At 41.3% G+C, this 23,150-nt stretch carries 22 protein-coding genes and 1 riboswitch; of the genes, 17 read left to right on the forward strand and 5 right to left on the reverse strand.

Going from position 1 to position 23,150, the window contains the following annotated elements; translation table 11 throughout:
- The first annotated feature begins 170 nt into the window (after positions 1–170).
- The 8 genes from H8S54_RS16100 (at position 171) to H8S54_RS16135 (ending at position 8,459) form a co-directional block, all read left to right on the forward strand.
- Positions 171–401, forward strand: coding sequence for a helix-turn-helix domain-containing protein (locus H8S54_RS16100; protein ID WP_004843519.1), 231 nt, complete (start codon positions 171–173; stop codon positions 399–401).
- Positions 402–541: 140 nt separating this feature from the next.
- The gene (locus tag H8S54_RS16105) at positions 542–856 is read left to right on the forward strand and encodes a hypothetical protein (protein ID WP_006859613.1); all 315 of its coding nucleotides are present in this window, start codon (positions 542–544) and stop codon (positions 854–856) included.
- A 327-nt stretch (positions 857–1,183) separates the two neighbouring features.
- A complete protein-coding gene (locus H8S54_RS16110; protein WP_015529842.1) occupies positions 1,184–2,905 on the forward strand; it encodes a MobA/MobL family protein in 1,722 nt (573 codons plus the stop codon).
- Positions 2,844–3,590 (forward strand): DUF6040 family protein, encoded by a 747-nt coding sequence (locus H8S54_RS16115; protein WP_006858470.1) that lies wholly within the window; start codon positions 2,844–2,846, stop codon positions 3,588–3,590. Before H8S54_RS16110 ends, H8S54_RS16115 begins: the two co-directional genes overlap by 62 nt.
- A gap of 108 nt (positions 3,591–3,698) precedes the next feature.
- Complete coding sequence (locus tag H8S54_RS16120; protein WP_006858428.1) at positions 3,699–4,367, forward strand: response regulator transcription factor; 669 nt, start codon at positions 3,699–3,701, stop codon at positions 4,365–4,367.
- Complete coding sequence (locus H8S54_RS16125; RefSeq protein ID WP_015529841.1) at positions 4,364–5,377, forward strand: sensor histidine kinase; 1,014 nt, start codon at positions 4,364–4,366, stop codon at positions 5,375–5,377. The genes H8S54_RS16120 and H8S54_RS16125 overlap by 4 nt, the downstream gene beginning before the upstream one ends.
- A 111-nt stretch (positions 5,378–5,488) precedes the next feature.
- Positions 5,489–6,256: an ABC transporter ATP-binding protein gene (locus tag H8S54_RS16130; protein ID WP_006858430.1), complete on the forward strand. Its 768-nt coding sequence runs from the start codon at positions 5,489–5,491 to the stop codon at positions 6,254–6,256.
- Positions 6,246–8,459 carry an FtsX-like permease family protein gene (locus H8S54_RS16135; protein WP_006858431.1) on the forward strand — a complete coding sequence of 738 codons (2,214 nt, stop codon included), beginning with the start codon at positions 6,246–6,248 and terminating at the stop codon, positions 8,457–8,459. The genes H8S54_RS16130 and H8S54_RS16135 overlap by 11 nt, the downstream gene beginning before the upstream one ends.
- Before the next feature lie 76 nt (positions 8,460–8,535).
- On the opposite strand, the gene H8S54_RS16140 is transcribed toward H8S54_RS16135, so the two are convergent.
- Entirely contained in the window at positions 8,536–8,775 is a 240-nt protein-coding gene (locus H8S54_RS16140) for a DUF6061 family protein (protein WP_006858432.1), read from the reverse strand.
- Positions 8,776–9,053: 278 nt separating this feature from the next.
- Between H8S54_RS16140 and H8S54_RS16145 the strand changes: the two genes are divergently transcribed.
- The 3 genes from H8S54_RS16145 (at position 9,054) to H8S54_RS16155 (ending at position 11,798) form a co-directional block, all read left to right on the forward strand.
- Positions 9,054–9,524: an alpha-L-rhamnosidase C-terminal domain-containing protein gene (locus H8S54_RS16145; RefSeq protein WP_330600206.1), complete on the forward strand. Its 471-nt coding sequence runs from the start codon at positions 9,054–9,056 to the stop codon at positions 9,522–9,524.
- A gap of 9 nt (positions 9,525–9,533) precedes the next feature.
- Positions 9,534–10,169 (forward strand): beta-phosphoglucomutase, encoded by a 636-nt coding sequence (gene pgmB, locus H8S54_RS16150; protein WP_117852756.1) that lies wholly within the window; start codon positions 9,534–9,536, stop codon positions 10,167–10,169.
- Positions 10,170–10,235: 66 nt separating this feature from the next.
- Positions 10,236–11,798: a DUF5605 domain-containing protein gene (locus tag H8S54_RS16155; RefSeq protein ID WP_117852758.1), complete on the forward strand. Its 1,563-nt coding sequence runs from the start codon at positions 10,236–10,238 to the stop codon at positions 11,796–11,798.
- Between the two features lie 73 nt (positions 11,799–11,871).
- Here the strand turns inward: H8S54_RS16155 and H8S54_RS16160 are convergent, their stop codons facing one another.
- Positions 11,872–12,957: an ATP-binding protein gene (locus tag H8S54_RS16160; RefSeq protein WP_186901816.1), complete on the reverse strand. Its 1,086-nt coding sequence runs from the start codon at positions 12,955–12,957 to the stop codon at positions 11,872–11,874.
- 23 nt (positions 12,958–12,980) lie between these two features.
- Positions 12,981–13,634: a LytR/AlgR family response regulator transcription factor gene (locus tag H8S54_RS18690; protein WP_330600210.1), complete on the reverse strand. Its 654-nt coding sequence runs from the start codon at positions 13,632–13,634 to the stop codon at positions 12,981–12,983.
- Between the two features lie 358 nt (positions 13,635–13,992).
- Here H8S54_RS18690 and H8S54_RS16170 point away from each other — a divergent pair, with 358 nt between their 5' ends.
- The 3 genes from H8S54_RS16170 to H8S54_RS16180 all read left to right on the forward strand — a co-directional run bounded on the left by H8S54_RS16170 (position 13,993) and on the right by H8S54_RS16180 (position 17,506).
- Complete coding sequence (locus H8S54_RS16170; protein ID WP_186901817.1) at positions 13,993–14,571, forward strand: hypothetical protein; 579 nt, start codon at positions 13,993–13,995, stop codon at positions 14,569–14,571.
- 224 nt (positions 14,572–14,795) lie between these two features.
- Complete coding sequence (locus H8S54_RS16175; protein ID WP_117852766.1) at positions 14,796–15,797, forward strand: GTP-binding protein; 1,002 nt, start codon at positions 14,796–14,798, stop codon at positions 15,795–15,797.
- A gap of 401 nt (positions 15,798–16,198) precedes the next feature.
- Entirely contained in the window at positions 16,199–17,506 is a 1,308-nt protein-coding gene (locus tag H8S54_RS16180) for an ATP-binding protein (protein WP_021926088.1), read from the forward strand.
- Between the two features lie 213 nt (positions 17,507–17,719).
- Here H8S54_RS16180 and H8S54_RS16185 read toward each other — a convergent pair whose 3' ends face one another.
- The gene (locus tag H8S54_RS16185) at positions 17,720–19,048 is read right to left on the reverse strand and encodes an amidohydrolase family protein (protein ID WP_186901818.1); all 1,329 of its coding nucleotides are present in this window, start codon (positions 19,046–19,048) and stop codon (positions 17,720–17,722) included.
- A gap of 118 nt (positions 19,049–19,166) precedes the next feature.
- A riboswitch (purine riboswitch) is annotated at positions 19,167–19,263 on the reverse strand.
- Positions 19,264–19,529: 266 nt separating this feature from the next.
- Here H8S54_RS16185 and H8S54_RS16190 point away from each other — a divergent pair.
- Together H8S54_RS16190 and H8S54_RS16195 are read left to right on the forward strand one after the other, a co-directional pair.
- Entirely contained in the window at positions 19,530–20,240 is a 711-nt protein-coding gene (locus H8S54_RS16190; protein ID WP_117852772.1) for an acyl-[acyl-carrier-protein] thioesterase, read from the forward strand.
- A 196-nt stretch (positions 20,241–20,436) separates the two neighbouring features.
- A complete protein-coding gene (locus H8S54_RS16195) occupies positions 20,437–21,138 on the forward strand; it encodes an L-ribulose-5-phosphate 4-epimerase (RefSeq protein WP_021926091.1) in 702 nt (233 codons plus the stop codon).
- 78 nt (positions 21,139–21,216) lie between these two features.
- On the opposite strand, the gene H8S54_RS16200 is transcribed toward H8S54_RS16195, so the two are convergent.
- On the reverse strand, positions 21,217–21,855 hold the full coding sequence (locus H8S54_RS16200; protein WP_186901819.1) for a YesL family protein: 639 nt from the start codon (positions 21,853–21,855) through the stop codon (positions 21,217–21,219).
- 344 nt (positions 21,856–22,199) lie between these two features.
- Between H8S54_RS16200 and H8S54_RS16205 the strand changes: the two genes are divergently transcribed.
- Entirely contained in the window at positions 22,200–23,141 is a 942-nt protein-coding gene (locus H8S54_RS16205) for an ABC transporter permease subunit (protein WP_186901820.1), read from the forward strand.
- Positions 23,142–23,150: the final 9 nt, after the last annotated feature.

The following is a 23,150-nucleotide window of genomic DNA, read 5'->3' on the forward strand; positions in this document are numbered from 1 at the left end:
CTGACTGCCTCCTTTTTCGGTATGTATGAATTATAGCATTGTTTTTCCGAAATTGCAATATGCAATGCAATATTTATTTTTAACATTTCGTAACGCTTGACAAAAAGATGTGAAAAGGATATACTTACATCACAGGAATTGCATAATGCAATTTATAAGGAGGTGATTATATGACGCAAAGAAAAATTGCATTATCCATCGAAGAAGCTGCCGACTATACGGGAATCGGCAGAAACACCTTAAGACAGCTTGTAGAATGGAAGAAACTTCCGGTATTAAAGGTTGGTCGTAAAGTCCTGATTAAAACCGATATTCTGGAAATGTTTATGGAAGCGAATGAAGGTCGTGATTTGAGGGATAGAGGAAATGTAAAAGCCGTAACAAGAACTGCGGCAAATTAAAAAGGCGGCTTCCCAAGAAACCGCCAAAGGTTCTATCAGACCGAAGCCATGATATACCTACACGCAAGAAGATTATACCATGTGCTTCTTCTGATACGCAACCAAGAACTTATGTTTGTGAAGGAAAGGAGAATGTAAGAATGGCAAAATCAACAAAAAGTTATGAAGCACGAATGCTTGAAATGGAAAAGAAAGAGCAGGAAAGCCTTGAAAAGGCGAAACGATATGCGGCACAGAAGAAAGAACTTCTGAAGCGAAAGAAAGCCGAAGAAAGTAAAAAACGAACCCATAGGCTCTGTCAGATTGGCGGTGCGGTGGAATCCGTTCTCGGTGCGCCTATTGAGGAAGAAGACATCCCAAAGCTGATTGGTTTTCTGAAAAGGCAGGAAGCCAACGGGAAATTTTTCTCAAAGGCAATGCAGAAAGAAGTCAATACCGATATGGAGGAAGTGTAATGGCGGAGGGGATGAGTTTTTCATTCCCTTCATTGCTTTTTCATGAAGGGCGCACTTATGGACAACCAGAGGTCGTCCCAATAAGTTTGCCACAAGTGGCAACCGGTCTGCGTTCACGCTTGCCGGGCTCGTTCCGTCGGCGGGGCTTTCAGCCAGACCTGCTCATGCCGCAGGAGGCACTCTTCGCCAGAGAGGCGCATTCCATGCAGGCTGCTATGCGCAGGGCACTCTTACGCAGAGGGCGTTCCGGCAATGCTGCTTTTCCTAAAACCGAAAGCAATGTTGCCGGAAATCTATGCCGGATGTGCAGAAAGGAGGAATCCAGACATGGCGATTTTTCATTACACAGTCAAAATAGTCGGACGAAGTAAAGGGAAATCTGTTATCTCCGCTTCCGCATATCTCAATGGGGATGTGATGAAAAACGAGGAAACCGGGAGAATCAGTTATTACACTTCTAAAAAAGAAGTGGTCTACACTCGGCTGATGATGTGTGAAAACGCACCTCCTGAATGGCAGATAGTACCAGAAGAAAATATAAAACGCTTTCAAAAATCTGTCCGATACAAAAGATCAGAAGATAAAGAAGCTGCTTTAGAAAAATTTAAAATCACATTTCAGAAACAAAGGTTATGGAATGAGGTATTGAAGATTGAAAAAAATGCAGATGCCCAACTTGGCAGGTCATTTGAATTTGCCCTTCCCAAAGAATGGAACAGACAGGAACAAATTCAATATACAACTGACTATATTCAAAAAACTTTTGTAGATAGAGGAATGTGTGCTGATTGGAGTATCCACGATAAAGGGGATGGCAACCCCCATGTCCATCTGCTTCTGACTATGCGTCCTTTTAACCCGGATCATTCTTGGGGAAAGAAAGAAGTCAAGGATTGGGATTTTCTCAGAGATAAAAACGGAAATATCGTGATTGATGAATCCCATCCGAACTGGTGGCAGGATAAGAAAAACCCTGACCGTCATGGAATCCGTATCCCTGTATTAGACGAAAACGGAATTCAGAAGATGGGTGCAAGAAACCGCCTGCAATGGAAACGGGTGCTGACCGATGCTAACGGATGGAACAATCCAAAAAATTGTGAACTGTGGCGGAGTGAATGGGCAAAGGTGTGTAATGAACATCTTCCTTTGCATAATCAGGTCGATCACCGTTCTTATGAAAAACAGGGAAAACTCCAGATTCCTACCATCCATGAAGGCGCTGACGCAAGAAAGATTGAACAAAAGTTTCTTGCCGGGCAGGAAATAAAAGGTTCGTGGAAAGTAGCGGAAAATCAAATCATAAAACAACAAAACACGTTATTGCAAAAGATACTGGACACCTTTGGAAAAGTATCGGGTGCATTATCATTATGGAAGGAGCGATTAAATGACATTAGAAGAAAGCCGGGAAATTATACCCTTAATGGAATCCATGATTGGGCAAATCGAAGAACAGCAGACCTTAATGGCAGAAATGATTCTGGAAATGCAGAACCGGGACACCCAACTCTCTCTTATGCAGGAACAGAATCAGAAATTGCAAAAATTAAACAGCGAGTTATCCGAGCTGCTCAACATTTTGCCAAATACCGAGGAACTGCTTTCCAAGATGGAAGAACAGAAAACGAAGATAGAACTTTTGGAAAACGAAAATCAGCAATGGCAGAAATTGGTACAGAAACTGAACAGCGAAAACAGTTTATTACTGAAACAGAACACCGAATTGCTGAACTGGAACAGCAGATAGAGAAAGGACGTGATATAGATGAACGAATCCAGAGAATCAAAGAACGCCGAACAGTTGGAAGAACTTCTCCTCTTGACCGAGGAGATACAAGAAGAACTGGAACAGAAAGACCAGCTTATCGTGGAACTAAAGACGCAGCTCAACGAATCTCTGACCTTGAACGAGAAATTAAACAAAGAGAACAGAGCCGGGAATATTCAAGCATTAAAGAACGACTTGAAGCTAGCAGACAGAGCATTGCGGAACGAGAAAGAGAAGCTGCGAAGCGCAAACGTCACGATAGGGGAATGTCAAGATAAAATACGATGCTTAACACAACAACGGGATTATGCCCGGACACATCAGAAAATCGTAGAGATACCGGTAGAAAAGCCGGTACTCTATGAAAAATGTGAAGCCTGTGACCGGACAGACTATCAGAATGCAAAAGCAAAATACGAAACACAAAAAGAGCGACTTGCAGGACAATATAAAGCAAAAACGGTAATGTTCCAAACAACCTTGTTCCTTCTTGCATGGTATTCGCTGACAACCACTCTTTTTCAGGCAGTACAGTCAGATGTGCTCCTTTCCGATTGCAAATCATTCTTCCATGATGCAGCGTCATTCATACAAACTTTTATCGGTTGGACGATTGAGGTCGGGCAATCTGTGGCACAGATTAGCACAAAAATTCCAAATCCTTTTATAGCCGGAATGGTATATTGGATATTGCTAATATTGATTGTAGGAATATGTGTGGCAGGAACAGGGATACTGGCGATACTGATAGAAATAAAGGTTATAGAATTATATAGGGAAAAGTGTTGGGATGTCATTACTCTACTGATGATACTGACAAGTGCTGCTGTCATCATTTATTTTGGAGAAGCAATCAAAAAAGCACTGTCAGTAAATCTTCTATTGCTTTTTGTACTTTTGCAGGGCGCATATGTTGGACTTAGGTGTTATTTAGAATCGTACCTTGAGAAAAGAAACTATTAAGCATTTTTTACAAAGCTATGTACAAAATCATTCTAAAATTCCCATTCAATAATACGATTGAGAAAACCTCTCTGATACAGTATAATAAAGTGTCAGGGAGGTATCTCTATGAAGGAAAAAATACTAATCATTGAAGATGATTTTACGATACAAACACAGCTTAAAACTCTTTTGTCTGGGAATGGATATGAAGTATTTGCAGTTACGGATTTTTCCAAAACAATAGAGCAGTTAAAAGAAGCTGCGCCACATCTGGTTATTCTGGATATAAAACTTCCGGGGAATAACGGTTTTGAAATATGCTCGGGGATTCGCACCTTTTCAGATATTCCGATTGTATTTGTAACAAGCAGCAATACAGATATGGACGAACTGAACAGCATTATGCTGGGTGGAGATGCGTTTATCACAAAGCCTTATAATCCCGCTATTCTTCTTGCTAAAATTGCTGCATTGTTAAAGAAAGCCTACCGTTCCCCTCAAACAGAAATTTATATGTGGAGAGAAGCTACCCTGCATTTGGAGAGTAGCATGATAGAGTACAAAGGACAGAAAGCAGAATTGACAAAGAATGAATTGAAAATCCTCTACTACCTTTTTAAGAACTCCGGAAAAATCTGTTCCAGAAATGATATTGTGGATTTTCTTTGGGACAATCAGCTTTATGTTGATGATAACGCCCTAAGTGTCAATATTACCCGTATTCGCGACAAACTGGCAGCAATCGGACTTGTAGATTTCATTAAAACAAAACACAGGCAAGGATATACATTATGAGTGGAAAACAATATTTGAAAAATCAACTCCCCGTTATTTTAATCAATCTGCTGGGTATGCTTGTCCTTGCTTTGTTCCTGATTGCAAGCGATAATCCTATCCAAACAGTCCTGTTTATTTTTGCAGTCTGGTCGATTGTCCTTGTTTTATCTTTGCTGGCATTTTATTTCTCACGAAAAAAATATCTGAATAAATTGCTCAATATGACGGAGCAATTAGAAGAACGATATTTATTGCCGGAAATCATGCAAGTGCCGGAAAGGGCTGATGAACAGGTTTTTTACCAGATTATGAAAATGGCTGAAAAATCTATGTTGGAACGGATTGGCGAAGTACAGAGGGAACGCAGGGAATATAAAGAATACATTGAACAATGGATACACGAAGTAAAAACACCAATTACAGCGATGAAGCTGCTGTGTGAGAATAACCGTTCTCCCTTTTCCAGAGAGGTATTGGCAGAGTTAGAGAATATCAACCAATATACAGAACAGGCACTTTACTATGCCCGGAGTGAACACGCTGAAAAAGACTATTCTGTCCGTGAAGTCAATTTATGCGATGTTGTGCATAGTGCAATCGCAGATAATAAGTATCTTTTGCGTCAAAGCAATATGTCAATTCAGATAGACGATATAGAAACAAAAGTTTATACCGATGAAAAATGGGTGCGGTTCATCTTAAATCAGATTATCGGTAATGCAATCAAATACCATGCAGAGCAGCCTATTTTGCACTTTAGGGCAACAAAAACGAATGACAAGATTGTGCTATCTATCAGCGATAATGGGATAGGTATTCCTAAAAGTGATTTACCCCGTATTTTTGAAAAAGGATTTACAGGTCAGAATGGGCGAACCGGGAAAAATTCTACTGGAATTGGCTTATATCTTTGCAAGCGTCTATGTGATAAACTGGGAATAGGGCTTACTGCTTATTCCGAAAACAGAGGAACAACGATTTCACTTATCTTTCAAATGAATGATTTTATTATCGGAGTGCAGGGCTGACAGGTTCTGCACTTCTTACATTTTTGTAAGAACTGTGTAAGAAAACTTGATACAAAAAATGAGATACTCCATTTACAATAAAGATATGGAACAGTTAAGGAGGTTTATCAGATGAATACGATTTTGAAACTGGAACATATCCAGAAATATTATGGCAATGAAGGGAATATTACCAAAGCCATTAAAGACATTAGCTTTTCTGTGGAAGCTGGGGAATTTCTCGGAATTATGGGTGCGTCCGGTTCTGGAAAGACAACGCTGCTCAACTGTATTTCTACGATTGATACCGTAAGTGCAGGGCATATTTTTTTAGATGGAACAGATATAACGGAAATCAAACCAAAATCCCTTGCCCGTTTTCGCAGGGAGAATTTAGGGTTTATATTTCAAGACTTCAATTTGCTGGACACATTGACGATTTCAGAAAATATTGCACTGGCATTAGCAATCAACAAAGTCCCTGCCGGGAGCGTAGAATCCCGCATTTTGGATATAGCCGGAAAGCTGAATATCAGCGATATTCTAAACAAATATCCTTATCAGGTATCCGGCGGACAAAAACAGCGTTGTGCTTGTGCAAGAGCAATTATCAACAACCCGAAGCTCTTACTGGCAGATGAGCCGACAGGGGCATTAGACAGCCATTCCTCACAAATGTTGCTGTCTACCATTCAAAGTATCAATGAACAGCTTAGGGCGACAATTCTTATGGTAACTCATGACGCTTTTACCGCCAGCTATGCCAACCGTATTCTTTTTTTGAAAGACGGAGAAATCTTTATGGAACTGCGCAAGGGCAACGACAGCAGAAGTGCTTTTTTTGATAAAATTCTGAATGTCCTTACCATGATCGGAGGGGGACAAAGCCATGTATGCTAAACTTGTTTTCAGAAATGCAAAACGGTCTGTAAAAGACTATCTGGTCTACATTGTCACAATGACAATCTGTGTTACCTTGTTTTATGCGTTCTTGTCTATTTCCAGTAGTTATTATAGCCCGGATATAGGCAGCGAGTATGATTTTACTCTGTTAAGTGACGGAATGAAAATTGCAATCTGCATGATAACATTGCTGTTGTTATTTTTGATACGGTTCGTCAATCATTATATGCTAAGACGAAAGCAAAAAGAGTTTGCTGTCCAGTCCATTATGGGAATGGAACAAAAAACTATTGGCAGGATTTTCTTTGCAGAAACACTGATTATGGGTATGTTTTCCATTTTGATTGGTATTTTTTGCGGTGTATTTTGCTCTCAATTCATTACCGCAATGCTCCTTACTGCTTATGGAGAGCCTTATGAAATCTCATGGACATTGTTCCCGGACACCGTTTTGCTGACAGTGATATTTTTTGTGGTAAGTTTTTTTGTGGTAGGAGTTTTCAATACACGCACAATCAAAAAAACAAAAATTATTGATATGCTTTCCGCAGAGAAAGAAAATGAGCCAGAATTGAAAAAGAGCCGATTCATTCCTGTCGTAGTAATTCTGTTTTTAATGTTTACTTTATGGGAATTGTTTTCAGGAATACAAAATGTCCGATTTTATTATGACTCCCGCTTTGTTTTCCCGGTGAAAATCATGTATTGGGGAAATATTTTGCTCCCTGTTGTTACATTAGGCTGGGCGGCATTATGGATGTTGAAAAAGAAAAAAATTGCTTTTCAAAAGTTGATTGATGGGCTGCTTATTTGTTCTGTATTGCACGCCTTTTTAGCAGCAAGCGTACCTGCTCTTACCAATCAATACTATTTGCCTTTACATGGTGGAATACTGAATCAATATCTGGTATTTGTATTGATTGATTTGCTCTTCTTTATTTGTGCATTGATTTATCTTGCCAGCAGCTTGATTGTAGCATGGAAAGTAAAATCGCCGGAACATAGATACAAGGGAGAAAACCTGTTCTTTTTCGGGCAAATTATATCAAAACTAAATACAACCAGCAAAACAATGACGCTGATTTGTATAACCCTTGTCCTTGCAATCTTCATGTTTATTGCCGCCCCTATTTTGACGGGCTGGGCTTCAGGTTATTTGGATATGCGCTCTATGTATGATGTGCAGGTATATTCAAGATATAATGACGTATATGAAGAAGAAAATCTGCCGCAAGACAGTTATGAAATCATTACTGAGTTTCTGACAGAACACAAAATAGATACAGTTTATGATTGCACGTTCAATCTATATCTGCCAGAGAAAGACGATTTTCACAACAGACAGAAATATGATTTTCCGATTGTAGCAATTTCTTTGAGTGATTATAACACTATACGGGAAATGCTGGGTTACGAACAGATTTCTCTGGAGGAAGATGAATTTACAACACAATGGAAAGCAATCGCCACCGAGGAAGAACGGGATAGCTTTTTGAAAGAACACACCAGCATTATGACAGACGCAGGAGAATTGACTCTTTCCGGGCAGTCCTATTATGAGGATCCGATTGGAGAAACAGCGTACAATTCCTATACAAATGTATTGTATGTACTTCCAGACAATATTTGTGAAAAGCTGTTGCCAGTAATAAAAAACCGATATATTACAACAACGGAAAATATCTCCTATGAAAATGCAAGGAAACTGGAAAAACTTTTTACAGAGAAATATCCCGAGCAGGCAGAAACCGGGGCTATTTATGGCGTGCGTTTTAGCACACTGCAAATCAATAGTTCCATAGCAAATAACTTTATTTTACAGACTGCAATGATTTATGGTGCTGTCGTACTGATGGTTATATGTCTTACCGTACTTTCTTTGCAACAACTCTTAGACGCAGGACAATATAAATATCGCTTCTCTGTACTCCGAAAATTGGGGGCGGAAGAAAAGCATATCGGAAAACTTATCTTGCAACAATTAAGTGTTTGGTTTGGGCTTCCAATTATCACAGCAATCATTGTAGCTGCTGTTGTAATAGCTTACTTTATCCAAACCATATCAGCAGAAATTTCAGCCTATATTGGGTTTAGTACATTGATGTTACAAATAGGGGCAACAATGGGGATTTTGGTAATTTTATTGATTTGTTACTTCATAAGTACATGGATTATTTTTAGGCGCTCTGTTAATCCATAGAAAATATGTAATTATTGCATTTCGCACATTCTTTAAAGAGGGATAGCACTCTTAATGAACACTATCCCTCTTTCACTTAATAAAGTTCTAATGAATCTTCTGCATCCACCCACATCTGTAAATTGCCCTCAAGATATAATCTTGCATATTCCAAAGGCTCATCCACAGCTAATGAAGTAAGTGCACATTCTGATCCATATGTGGTTTTTAAATCTTTTTCAGCTTCCCAGCAGTCAATGCGAAGCATATATCCAGCACTTGTGTAAACATCAATACTATCGTGATTTATGTTGTATTCTGCATAAATTGTTCTCATCGTATCTTATCTCCATTTTCTTTTGATAATCAGTTATAGAGTTAAATATCGAAAACATTTCAATCAGTTCACCATGTCGTTATTGTTATATGTTATACTGTGTTATGAAATTTTCTTTCCCTTAATTTTTCCCATATTAAGGTTCATGAAAGCTAATGGGAGAATGTAACACAAGGGAAAGAGTAAGGGGAAGTACACTTGCTACAAACTTAGTATTTTCAAGGGTTTGCGAAGAATTTGATAATCAAATATAACAGTTATTAAATTTCCTAAAATATGTGAAATATCAACTGAGATTTGTGGAATACAGGTACGATTCCGTAAGTGGAAAATATACCTCTGCATGGTCGGTAAATGAGGACGGTTCGGTAACCGTTCGTTTTGAGGTACCCTTTGGCTGCCATGCAACTGCAGTACTGCCGTCAGTGGCGGAAACAGAAAAGAAAAATCTGCAGGAGGAGATAAAGCTGGAGCCTGGTGTTCATGAGTTCCGATACAGAACGAAGCGCGATTACAGAAAAGCGTACACCATGGATTCCCGTCTGGAGGAAATGCAGAATGATCCCCGGGCACTGGAAATTCTGGAAAGAAAAATGCCATTAGCATTGGCAAAAATACAGGGAAAAGATGCGGAGGACCTGAACCTGAGTTTGAACGAACTGCAATATATGTTTTTTCTGGGCTTTCATCCGGATATGGTACAGAGCGCTGCAGAGGAACTTTTACAGTTAGATGTAATTTATAAATAGGAGTATATTATGAAAGCATTTATTTTTGATTTGGATGGTGTTATTGTATTTACAGATAAGTTTCATTACCTGGCATGGAAAAAAATGGCAGATGAGATGGGGATTTATTTTGACGAGACGATTAATAACCGTCTCCGCGGTGTAAGCCGTGCAGAAAGCCTGGAAATTATTTTGGAGAGATATGAGGGACCAGCTCTTTCTCAGGAGAAAAAAGCAGAATTAATGGAAGGCAAAAACAATACTTACAAGGAACTTCTAGGTGGTATGACACCTGATGATGTGACGGATGAAGTAAGAAATACACTCGCTGAGCTGCATAACAGGGGCTATAAACTGGCACTTGGCTCTTCCAGTAAAAATGCGAAATTTATTCTGGAAAAGGTAGAGCTGCTGGGTGCATTTGATGCAATTTCTGATGGAACGAATATTACGAAGTCTAAGCCGGACCCGGAAGTATTTCTGAAAGCGGCAGAGTTTCTTGGCGAAAAGCCAGAGGAATGCTATGTTGTGGAAGATGCTTATGCAGGAATTGACGCGGCAAAAAGTGCAGGCATGCAGGCTGTGGGAATTGGAGATGCAGCTGGATATGGAGCTACGGATAAGAAAATCAAGAGCTTTGGAGAACTTTTGACATTGGAGGAATAAATGTCCGGTAAATTGCAGTTCTGAAAATAAAAAATTCCAGAGTACGGGCAACATTGGAGGAGTAGAATGGAAAGTGTAAAGAAATGGGATATATTTGAATTGACTTTTTGTGTAGAAAATATGTCAGAGCCTGTTCAGGCAGGAGCTTTGAAAGCGGCTTTCCACGGGGAAAAGGAAACTGTGGAAGTGGAAAGCTTTTATGATGGCGGCAACGTTTACAAGGTTCGTTTTATGCCGTCTTACGAAGGCCATTATACTTATAAAGTTGAAACTGGAAATTATCAGCTGAATAAGAAATCTGACAAATATGAGGGTGAATTTGAGGTAATTGCCGCAGACGGTGGAAATCATGGCCCTGTGCAGGTTAAAAACAGTAGATATCTGGCATATGCAGATGGCACTATTTATCACAGTGTTGGAACTACCTGTTACGCCTGGCTTTATCAGACAGAGGAACTGCAGCGTCAGACATTGGAAACTTTGAAGAACAGCTGTTTCAATAAAATACGTTTCTGCATATTTCCCAAATATTATGAGTTCAACGAGAATGAACCACAGTATTATCCTTTTGAAAGAGGAATAAGCAGAGGGCAGGATGAAGAAAAGGCTGCAGGGAAAATTCCAATTACTTTTCCGCAAACAAAAGAAGCGAAGGATATCAGAGACTTTAATTTTTATAAACCAAATTCTGCATATTTTAAAAAAGTGGACGACCAAATTGCTCAGCTCAGAGACCTTGGGATTGAAGCGGATATTATTCTTTTTCATCCTTATGACAAATGGGGATTTTCTACTATGGAGAAGGCTTGTAATGAGCAATATCTGCAATATATGGTGGCGAGATACAGTGCATATCACAACGTGTGGTGGTCTATGGCAAATGAATATGATCTGATGCCATTTACGAAAGAGGAATGGAATTATTATGGCAGACTGGTTCGCCAGAATGATGCATACGGACATTTATGTTCTATTCATAACTGTATGGGATTTTTTGACTATACAGAAGACTGGATTACTCATTGCAGTATGCAGAAAAATACAACTTACGAACATGTAGAAAAAACTGAACAGCATCTGGAAAAGTATAAAAAGCCAGTAGTATGGGATGAAATTGGCTATGAAGGAAATGTTGACCGTGGTTGGGGGAATATTTCCGGGCAGGAGCTGGTTAGGCGGTTCTGGGAGAGCGTATTGCGAGGCGGATGTGCCGGACATGGAGAGACATATATTCATCCAGAGGACATTCTCTGGTGGGCTAAGGGTGGAGTGCTTCATGGCGACAGCGAACCACGGCTTAAATTCCTGAAAAAAATCTGGGATGAAACACCGGGGGGATGCTTGAAGGCAATCAATGAGGAACCCTTTGACGAAGTAATCAGTATTCCGGTAGAGGAAAATAAAATCTGCAACTGGATGCAAACCACATGGTGCAGCTATGAACTTCATTATTTCGGAATCGGAAGACCTGCATACAGAATACTGGAACTGCCGGAGGATGCCTCTTATCAGGTTGAGGTTATTGATACCTGGAACATGACGATTACCGATACTGGTGTGCATAGTGGCTTTACGAAAGTCGAGCTTCCAGGACAAGAGTGGATGGCGATTAGGATTATAAAGAAATAGATTGGAAAAAATAATACTAACAGAATCAAAAAATGGCGGAGCATAAAGCGATATGCTGCCGCCATTTTTTTCCTTATACAGGTGTATTTTTTTCTTCATCCACGCCATCCAGCGTCAGCATGACCCGGCAGATAAAGGACTCTTTTGTGGCGGAAAAGTCCGCTGCGCCGTTGTATTTCTCGGCAATCTGGCGGATGAGACGGATGCCGTAGCCGTGGTAGCTGGGGTTGCTTTTGGTGGTTTTCAGGTCTGGATTATCCTCCAGTACATTGCCGGAAGAAGAGTTTTGTACGGTGAGAATAAAGTAGTTTTTCTGGGTTTTCGCATTGAAAAAAATCCTTGGGTCAGGGGTTTCCCGGGCTGCCTCAAGGGCATTATTCATGATATTATTGATCAAAGAAAACAGATCTTCTGTGCTGTATGGAAGCTCTTTTGGCACGCTGATATGTACCTGAATGGGAATGTTATGAGCTTTGATCTCGGCAAGCTTTCGATTGACAATTACATCAAAATCGTAGTTCCCGGAAGTCACAAGCTGCTCCGCAGTGGGAATATCCTCAAGCATATCCTGCAATTCTTGGTCCAGTGTCTGGTAATCCTGCTTCTTCAGAAGTGTTTTCATAAGGAGCAGTTTTCCCTGGTATTCGTGCCGGAAAAGACGGATCTGCTGGGACATTTCTTCAAGTTCAAAAATATAATTGCGATAGCTGTTTTCGATTTCCTGCTGAAATAAAAGTCGCTGATTTTCTGCCTGATGCCGGGAAGATTCTCCGATGAGAAGGAAGATTAGAAGAGAGATAATTACCAGCAAAGTGTAGGTGATATTCAGGATAAACATAGAATTCATAATAGCACCAAGGTAGATATCCGCAATGTTTAATCCAATGGCGCAGACCGTAATCAGACATAGAAAAAAGGGGTCTGTGATCTTTATAAGTAATCGCCCAAGCTTGATAAGAATCCAGGTCAGCAGTACGGACAAAACCAAAATACACAGGGCACGAATCACATAAATCATATTCCAGTCAGGAAGCAAGTCTGCTGGCCACAGATAACTGATGGTATAAGAAAGCGGGTGAAGCTGACCGCTTACCGGGATATAAAAAAGAGTCAGAATTACCAGATGGCTTAAGGTTGCTTTTGTCAGAAGACAGCCCATAAAAACTGCAAAAATAAGAAGCATTAACGGGCGGATATTGGGTGTACCTTCCTGTAAGGGAAAAACATCGTCTGGTCTTCGTATGGATCCACACGGTGCTTGCTCACCGGAATGTGGTCCCCGTTGTCCAACTGGATGTCTTGTCGGTTGATGGTAAAAATGTAGCGGTAATTTACCAGAAAACCTTTATGCACCCTAAGAAAACCATAGGGTAAAAGTTCTTTTTCCAGGGAAGAAAGTGTATAGGGAATGGAAATATTCTGTACTGGATTTGCATAATGAATGTGCAGGATTTTGTTCTGACATTCCACATAACAAATGCTAAGCGGGTGGAGCGTGTAAATGGAATGTGCGCAATTCAGGGTAATCGTTTCCAGCAGATGGATGCGCATATCTGCCAGCAGTGCAGTGATAACTTCCGGTAATTCCGATTCACAGAAACGCTTGCGGATAAACCAAAAAGGATTTACCTTGAAGGTCTGATATACAAGGCTTTCTACTGTAGAAACAAAAATAAGATAAGGCTTGATCTCGTATGCTTTTAAGGAGACGGCCAGATCAATTCCATTGGTTTCGGGCATATCAATATCCAGGAAAAGAATATCACAGGGCTGCTTTTTCTGAAAGGCATCTGTGAGTGCGGATGCAGATAAAAAGGTATGGATGTCTGTATCAATCTGATGTTTATGTAGTTCTTATTTAACCAGTTCTGCAAATTTGTCTGCAAATATCCGGTCGTCATCACAGATAAAAATATGCATGGATAAAATTCCTTCTTTCTGTTCGTAAATGCTGCATGCTGGGAATGCGTAAATGGATAACGATATTGTATAAAATTACTTATAAAAAGTCAAACGTATAAGATTACTTGTGCGTTTCCAGTTGCGCCTGAAAAAGACCAGTTGCGAAAATGGGTAGATTTCACAAAAAATATGTGATAATGTTCGTATTACCATAAAAAATAACCATAGAACAAAACCAAATGGAAAAAGCCTTAAGGGGGAGGCTGTTCTTAGTGAAGAAGCTTCTGCAGATGTGGAAAAGACACTGGATACTCTGGATCTTACAGATGCTTCCTGGAATCTGCTCATTCACAGCTATGGACCTGGTGAGGATGAAAATGATCCAAGTGTAAGCAAGATCACAGACGTTGATTTTGGCGAGCAGAAGTTTGGTAAGTGGAAAGATATTGCAGCTACAGAAGATCAGCTGAATGAGCTGGGCGTAACCGATATGCTTTATGTTTCCGGTGTTGGTGAGTATACGACAACCTTTACTTTACCAGAGGATTGGAGCGATACAACCGGAGCATACCTGGATGTAACTTATGGAAAGGATCAGATCGGTGAGATCACAATTAATGGAACTGCTCTGGATGCAAATAATGCAAGTGACAGAGTGGATCTTGGCGGATATCTTGTTTCCGGAGAAAACACACTGACCATTAAGCTTTCCACAACATTATATGCAAGAATGTATGCGACAAACAGCGGTTATGAAGGACGCGACTTTGGTATGGGTACCGGATTTATGCAGCCAGAGGATCCAGAGGCATTCTATGATGGATTGTTAAGCGTTACTTTAACACCTTATACACAGGTTGCGATTCAGTAAAAAATAATAAAAATTGCACGGAAAAGAAGCAATAAATAAAAGAAGCTTCCGGGATCAGGCATGAATCTCGGAGGCTTCTTTTATTTGTGGAAGAATATTTCTCATATTGTGGAAAAATCCTTTCCAAATAATGTTGTGAATGGTATAACAAGAGTGGGAAAATTAAGAAAAAACGAAATGTTGGACTAAAATATAATTATATGGCTGATAAGAGGTAATCTACAATGGTAAAGGTTGACTTAATTACAGGTTTTCTTGGCTCAGGGAAAACTACATTTATAAAGAAATATGCATCCTGGCTGATGAAGCAGGGGCAGAATATTGGGATTCTGGAAAATGATTTCGGGGCAGTGAATGTGGATATGATGCTGCTTCATGATCTGGAAGGCGAGAATTGCGAGCTGGAAATGGTTTCCGGCGGATGTGACAAGGACTGCCACAGAAGAAGGTTTAAGACCAAGCTGATCGCAATGGGAATGTGCGGTTATGACCGAGTGCTGATCGAGCCGTCTGGAATTTTTGATGTGGATGAATTTTTTGATGCGCTTTATGAAGAACCGTTGGACAAATGGTATCAGATTGGAAATGTAATCACCATTCTTGACGCAAGGCTGGAGAAGAAGCTACAGCCACAGGCGGAATATCTGCTGGCATCTGAGGCAGCGGATGCCGGATGCATTGTTCTGAGTAAAAGCCAGGAGGCGTCCGCAGAGGAAATTACGGGAACGGTGGAGCATTTGAACCGGGCACTGGAGAGCGTGAAGTGCAAGCGGCGTTTTACAGAACAGGACGTGCTATGTAAAGATTGGGAGCAGTTTACGGATGAGGATTTCCAGAGGATTTTTCACAGTGGGTATGTGATGGAGGACTTTGAGAAGCAGTGCTTTGATGAGAAAGAGGGATTCCAGTCACTGTATTTTATGGAACTGAAAATTTCGGAGGAGAAGCTGGAAAAGGCGGCCCATGAGATCCTGGAAGATTCGAAGTGCGGGGATGTTTTTCGAATTAAGGGATTCGTGAAGCTGGCTGAGCAGGTGGATACTAGCTGTGATGAGGAGGCAAAGACGCCAGCTGGCGTTCCTGACCATGGAGCCCAGTGGCTGGAGCTCAACGCCACCCGCAAGGAATTTTCCCTGAGGCCAATTTCTGTAGGCCAGGAAGTGGTGATTGTGATCGGGGAGAATATGAACGAAGAACGGATACGGGGGTATCTGGAAAGGGAATAATTAGAGATTTGCGGCAGCGCAGAAGTGTTTGCTCTGCGGCAATCTTCCCCAAAATGTTATATCGGTTAATAAATTTGCTTTCCGTATTTCTTTATATCTTCCAGTAAATATTCGTTTCTTATGCTATCAAAATCGACAATAATTCTTCCAATACTGCGCGGTATATTTTGTCTGACTTCAGTTGCCGTAGCCATAGAAAAATTTGGGTAGAATCCTTGCAGAATAATGATATCACCTTAAAAATGTTCTAATAATACATATTCTCGACCTTAAAAATGTTTTGTTACAACATAAACTCAGCCTTAAAAGTGTTGACTCAAGCATGAGATGGTAATAAAATGAAAAGAGCAGGATATAATATTCATATGGATATTTAACACAATCAATGGGGAGGGAAATAGATGAAACGCTTTGCATTGGAAAAATTAAAAGAGTGGAAAACCAAACCAAACAGAAAACCTTTGATTATCCGAGGTGCCAGGCAAGTGGGAAAAACATGGCTGATGAAAGAGTTTGGAAGAACCTGTTTTGAGAATGTTGCTTATGTAAATTTTGATAGTAATACAAGAATGCAGCAAGTGTTTGAAGGGGAAATCAGCATAGAGAGAATTGTGCTGGCAATCAGTGCGGAAACAGGAATCTCTATTGATGCCCAAAATACACTGCTGATATTTGATGAAGTGCAGGAAGTTCCAAAGGCATTATCTTCCTTAAAATATTTTTGTGAGAATGCACCTGAATATGCAATCGTGGCAGCTGGTTCCCTTCTTGGTGTAGCACTGCACAAAGGAACGTCTTTCCCGGTTGGTAAAGTGGATTTTATGGATTTACATCCGTTGACATTTCAGGAATTTCTATGTGCTCTGGGAGAAGAACGTTTTGTAGAAATTCTGCAGGGACCAGATACCGATATGGTGACTATGTTCAAGTCCAAGTATATAGATCGGTTACGGGAGTACTATTATGTAGGAGGTATGCCGGAAGTAGTACAGACATATGCGGAAACCAAAGATTTTAACCGTGTCAGAGAGATACAGAAGAACCTTTTGAACTATTATCAGCAGGATTTTTCGAAACATGCTGAAATTTCTTTAGTTCCAAGGCTAAATCTGGTGTGGAATTCAATTCCTATGCAGCTTGCAAAGGAAAATAAAAAGTACATTTATGGACAGGTGCGGAAAGGTGCCAGAGCGAAAGACTTTGAGTTGGCAATACAATGGCTCTTGGATTGCGGACTTATTCATAAGGTACAGAGGGCAGGGAAAGCTGCACTTCCGCTGAAGGCATATCTGGATTTGGATGTTTTTAAAATGTATCTCCTGGATGTGGGGCTGTTGATGGCCATGACAGACATAAACGCGCAGGTAATTATTGATGGAAATCGTATCTTTACAGAATTTAAAGGTGCATTAACAGAACAGTATGTTTTACAACAACTGGTCGCACTGGATTGTATAGAGCCATACTATTATTCTACAGCAAATTCCAGTGGAGAAATTGACTTTCTCTTACAGGGAAGAACCTCTATTGTTCCATTGGAAGTAAAGGCAGAAGAAAATTTACGGGCAAAAAGTCTTAAAGCTTTTTGTGAAAAATATAAGCCGAAATACGCAGTAAGAACATCAATGTCGGATTATCGGAGACAGGAATGGATGACCAACATTCCTTTGTACAATATTGATAGAATTAGAGAATATTTGGAAAAATAATTCATGAAGGCAAGGTGAAAAGCGGGCTGGGATTTCGAAATCCTGGCTCGTTTTTTTGTGGTGAAAATAGAAAAAACTTTGGTAAAAATTCCCACAAATATATAAAGAAAAAAAAGAAACGAGCTGGCCGCTTGAGCAATAGCTGTACGGTTGTAAAACTCGTTTCTTTTTTATATTATCAATATTTAATAAAATGTCAAGATGTTTTGAATGTTAAATTACCTTCCGTCCCTGCACATACTTTCCGACCAGATTCCGGTCATCGGACAGGTAGACCAGTCGCTCCAGTCGATCACGGGTGGAGATTTCCTGGGGGTGGCGGATGTTGTGGTCGTCCAGGATCATAGCGTCGAATTCGTAGCCTTTCTCGAAGCTTCCTACTTTTCCGAAGAAGGAACCGCCGCCGATGGTGGCCATGTAAAAGGCCTCTTCCAGAGTGACAGGAGCCAGGTTCTGGTCCATTAATCTCCAGCGGAGCTTGGATACCTGGATGGTGTCGGCGATGGCGCGGAACATGGAGAGGGAGAAACCTCCGGCAACGTCAGTGCCAAGGCCTACGTGAAGGCCCATGTCCAGATAACGGCGGATTGGCGCGATGCCGGACGCAATGTCGGTATTGGATTCCGGACAGTGAGCAATGTAAACACCCTGATCCTTGATCATCTGAATTTCCTCGTCTGTGGAGTGGACGCAGTGCGCCATAATTGTGGGGCAGGAATTGCTGTTTGCGGACGCTGCTGTGTAATCAAGTTCGCTTTCTGCATTTTTCGTTCCGAACAGTCCAAACATGTCATAAGCGTCCCCATAAAATCGGCTGGTTGGGCAAAGCTCCTTCACCCATGCGATTTCCCCGAAATTCTCAGACAGGTGTGACTGCACAGGAACGTGATATTCTTTCTGAATTTTACCAAGTTCCGTCATCAGTTCGTCCGTACAGGATGGGGTAAAACGTGGAGTAAGAATGGGGTAAGTGTGGTCGTAACGTCTCTTAATATCTTCCAGCCACTGACGGGTATCCGCCGCAGATGCCTGCGCACTTTCCTCCTGAAGCTCCGGTGAGCCGTTGCGGTCCATATTTACTTTTCCAACCATAGTTGCCAGACCGCTTTCCTCCAGCATATCCATAAGAAGTTCGGTAGCCGGACGGTGCAGGGTGGCGAAAATGCAGGCTCTTGTGGTAAAGCTGTGCTTCAGATCATCTACAAAAATAGAGTAGGCTTTTTTCGCATAAGAAAGATCCGCATAACGTGCTTCCTGTGGGAAGGTAATGGTATTCAGCCAGTCCAGAAGTTCCAGATCCATTCCGGTTCCGCGATAAGCATACTGGGGAGCATGAAGATGCAGGTCTGTAAATCCCGGGATAATCAGGCGGTTGCCCAGATCTTCCACGGGAACATTCTTATATTCCTCTGGAAGTTGGGAAAAAACTCCGGCGCAGATGCCATTCTCACAGACTACATAGGAGTCCTCCATAAAAATCATTTCACGTTGATTCTTGCTGTAACAGATCATACCTTTTAAAGCAAACAATTCTTTTTTCATATCAAACCATCCTTTCCGCGACAGAAGTGCCAAGCATAATGGGAAGAAGTTTTTGGCTGTGCAGTTTCAGTCAAAGCCAGACCAATAAAAAACCACCCGCAATATGCTACACCTGCACACCTCCTCGCATGCAGCTTATAGACAACTATTAGGGTAGTTGGTAGAAACGTCCAACCGGATTATGGACATATATAAGCGTTCGCTGTTTTGTTTTTATAACTTTATTGTACACAGAATTGCATGCCAAATCAAGAAAAATTTCACAAATGTTCGCCATATTTTCATACCATTGTCACAGAATTTGGTATATAATGAAGTAAAATCGCGGAAGCGATTTTACGCTACGCAAACGGAGCGAAGCGGAGTTCGCGGTTCCCGTCGCGGAAGCGATTTTACGCTACGCAAACGGAGCGAAGCGGAGTTCGCGGTTCCCGTCGCGGAAGCGATTTTACGCTACGCAAAAAAAGGAGATTGACATCATATGAGCTACAGCTTTAAAGGCCGTGTTAGATACAGTGAAATAGGAGAGAACGGATGCCTGACCCTGCCGGGGATTCAGGATTATTATCAGGATTGCTGCACATTCCAGTCTGAAAGCATTGGACAGGGAATGGAGGTTCTTGAGAATCGCCAGAGAGCCTGGGTACTTTCTTCCTGGCAGATCATAGTGGAACGCTATCCCAAGATGGGTGAATCCATCATTGCCACCACAGCCCCATATGGTTTCAAGGGCTTCCTGGGAATGCGTAACTTTACCCTGGAAACAGAAGATGGGGAGCGTTTATCCTGGGCGAACAGCATCTGGACAAATATTGACACCCAGACCGGGCTGCCGGCACGCCTTACAGATGAAGATACCAGAGGCTATGTGCTGGATGAGAAACTGGACATGGATTATGCTCCGCGCAAAATTGCATTGCCGGAGAACATGACTGCGGAAGAACCCTTTGCTATTCAGAAGCACCATCTGGACACCCATCATCATGTAAACAACTGCCAGTATATCCGCATGGCAGCAGATTATCTGCCGGAGGGCTTTGTGATCCGTCAGATGAGAGCGGAGTACAAGAAACAGGCACTGCTGGGAGATATTTTTTACCCGTCAGTGAAGCAGGAAACCGGGAAAGTTACCGTCGCCCTTTCCACAGAAGGCGGCGAACCCTACGCTGTGGTAGAATTTACAGAAGCCTGATTTCTATATATTGCCAATTGTATTGCCAGGCAGAGAAAAATTTTGCAGCCAGGCTGAAACATAATAGGAACAGACCGCTGGCTATTTTACAGCCAATAATGAAACAGTACCGGAAATATACAAAATACAAGTGGAAATACGTCTGTACAAGTGATATAGTATAGATAATAGTATACGTGCAAAGGAGGACACAACTATGCTGGAGAAATTAAAAGAAGAAGTTTACAAAGCAAATATGGATCTGCCGAAATATGGTCTGGTTACTTTTACCTGGGGAAATGTAAGCGGAATCGATCGTGAAAAGGGTCTTTTTGTAATAAAACCAAGTGGCGTAGATTATGATAAGCTGACACCAGAGGATATGGTAGTGGTGGATTTAGAGGGAAATAAAGTAGAAGGAAAATATAATCCATCTTCTGATACACCTACTCATGTAGTGCTTTACAATGCATTCCCGAAAATCGGCGGAATCGTACATACCCATTCTTCCTGGGCTACAAGCTGGGCACAGGCAGGACGCGCAATTCCTTGCTATGGAACTACCCATGCAGATTACATTTACGGAGAAGTTCCATGTGTCCGTAACCTGGATAAAAGCGAGATTGCAGAAGCATATGAGAGAAATACAGGTATCCTGATCGCAGATTATTTCAAGAAGAGAGACTATGAAGCTGTTCCCGCAGTTCTCTGCAAGAACCACGGACCTTTCACATGGGGAAAAGATGCTCATGAAGCTGTTCACAACGCAGTTGTACTGGAAGAGGTTGCCAAGATGGCTTCCCGCTGCGAGCTGATCAATCCGGATGTGAAACCGGCACCGCAGGAGCTTCAGGATAAGCATTATTACAGAAAACATGGCGAGAATGCTTATTACGGACAGGGAACCTTGGAAATCTAACATAGTTTGCAAATACGCTTCAACAAAACATCAACAGCCTTCCGACATCTTTCCGGAAGGCTGTTTCTCATAGAAAAATCATTCTTTTTCCAAAATACATTCTACAGGTTCTTCTTCGTAATCCTGAAAAACCTTCACCAGCAGCATAGAATTGCAGTATGCCAGAAAAGAAAATCCCAGCAAAATCATAAATACCTTTGCAAAATCAGAAAATCCAAAGCAGAAGAATAGATATACCGCCAAAATTCCCGCAAGCCCCAATGTAAATTTAGGATGGGTTATGGCAACGAAAAATGCGTTTTTCATGGACTGCGTCAGGGTGTTATCAAATCTTGCCATCAAAGGATAGCAGTACATAAAAGTCAGTGCAAGAACCACCAGAAGTGCAGTCATTACAAACATAAGTGCATTTCCCAGTACGGTATTCTGTTCGCCCCAGAAATGTGCATTAAAAAGAAACACAAGTGCCAGAACCAGCTGAATCAGAAACGCCGCAGCAGACTGGCGGAAATTTTCTTTGAATGCTTTGAAGTAGGTGGAGAAAATGTATCCGCCTTCTTTGCGTGCTTCTTTCAAGGTTACCGTATAAAGTGCCGTCAGAGCCAGGCCTATGGTAAAAATCGGCAGACATGTAATCAGAAAGATCACGTTCAGTCCGATAAATGCCGCCAGAGAATTCATAAACTGAAAAAATGGACTGTCGGGATTGAATTTCATAATGTTTTACCTCCAGAGTATTCAGATGTAAATAGCTCAACTGTTCAGCAATGTTACTTAATGACATTGTTTCATTTAGAGTTCTTACTCCCTCATATTATATAGAAAGAATTTTACGGTCTACAGTAAAAATCATATCTTGGGTACAGCAAAAAATAGTGATTTCTCATTTGTCTATGAATTAATTCTAAAATTTCCATAAACCATGTCAAATTTTCACCGTATTTTCCAATAAAAATTAGTGCTACCATGACAACAGCTAAAAGAGAGCTGTGAACGCAGAAGCAGCAGCTGGCTGCAACTTGCGGTAAACAGATCTTTAAAAAGAAGGAGGGAAAAAACAGATGGCGAAAGCTACATCCGCGGCAAAAACCGCAACACCAAAAGGTTCTAAGAAAAACAAGAAACTGACTCTTATGATCATACCTTTTGTAATTTTAGTATTTCTGTTTTCTTATTTCCCATTGCATGGCTGGATTTATGCATTCTACGATTACAAACCGCCGCTTCCACTTAGCAAATGCGAGTTTGTAGGACTGCAGTGGTTTAAGATGCTATTTGGAAATAAGACACAGGTTGCTCAGATGATCCAGGTTATGAAGAACACCTTTGCAATGAGCTTGCTGGGAATTGCAACTTCTATGCTCCCGCTGTTCTTCGCAATTTTATTAAATGAGATCAAGTGCAAATGGTTCAAAACAATGGTACAGACCCTGACAACCCTGCCGAACTTCATCAGCTGGGTTATGGTATATTCCGTTGCGTTCTGTCTGTTTTCCAACACTGGTATGGTAAACACCTTACTGCAGAACCTTGGCTGGATTTCCGAACCAATTAAATTCCTGGACAGTGATTCCCACACATGGCTGACAATGCTTCTGTGGAATACATGGAAAGGCCTTGGCTGGGGCGCGATCATGTATCTGGCATCTATCACAGGAATTGACCAGGAACAGTACGAAGCTGCAAGAGTGGATGGAGCAAACCGCTTCCAGCTCATGCGTCACATTACATTCCCGGCGCTGCTTCCAACCTACTTCGTAATGCTGATGCTTTCCGTAGCAAACTTCCTGAACAATGGTATGGACCAGTATTTCGTATTCCAGAACTCTTTCAACAAGGCTCATATCCAGGTGCTTGACCTGTACGTATATAACATCGGTATGACCGGATCAAGCCTTTCCCTTGCAACTGCGATCAGTATGCTGAAGAGTGTGGTAAGTGTGGTACTGCTGTTCGTTGTAAACTTTGTTTCCAGGAAGACCCGTGGAGAATCCATTATCTAAAAGGAAGGA

It is taken from the genome of Blautia segnis (assembly GCF_014287535.1).
Taxonomy (GTDB): Bacteria; Bacillota; Clostridia; order Lachnospirales; family Lachnospiraceae; genus Blautia_A; species Blautia_A acetigignens.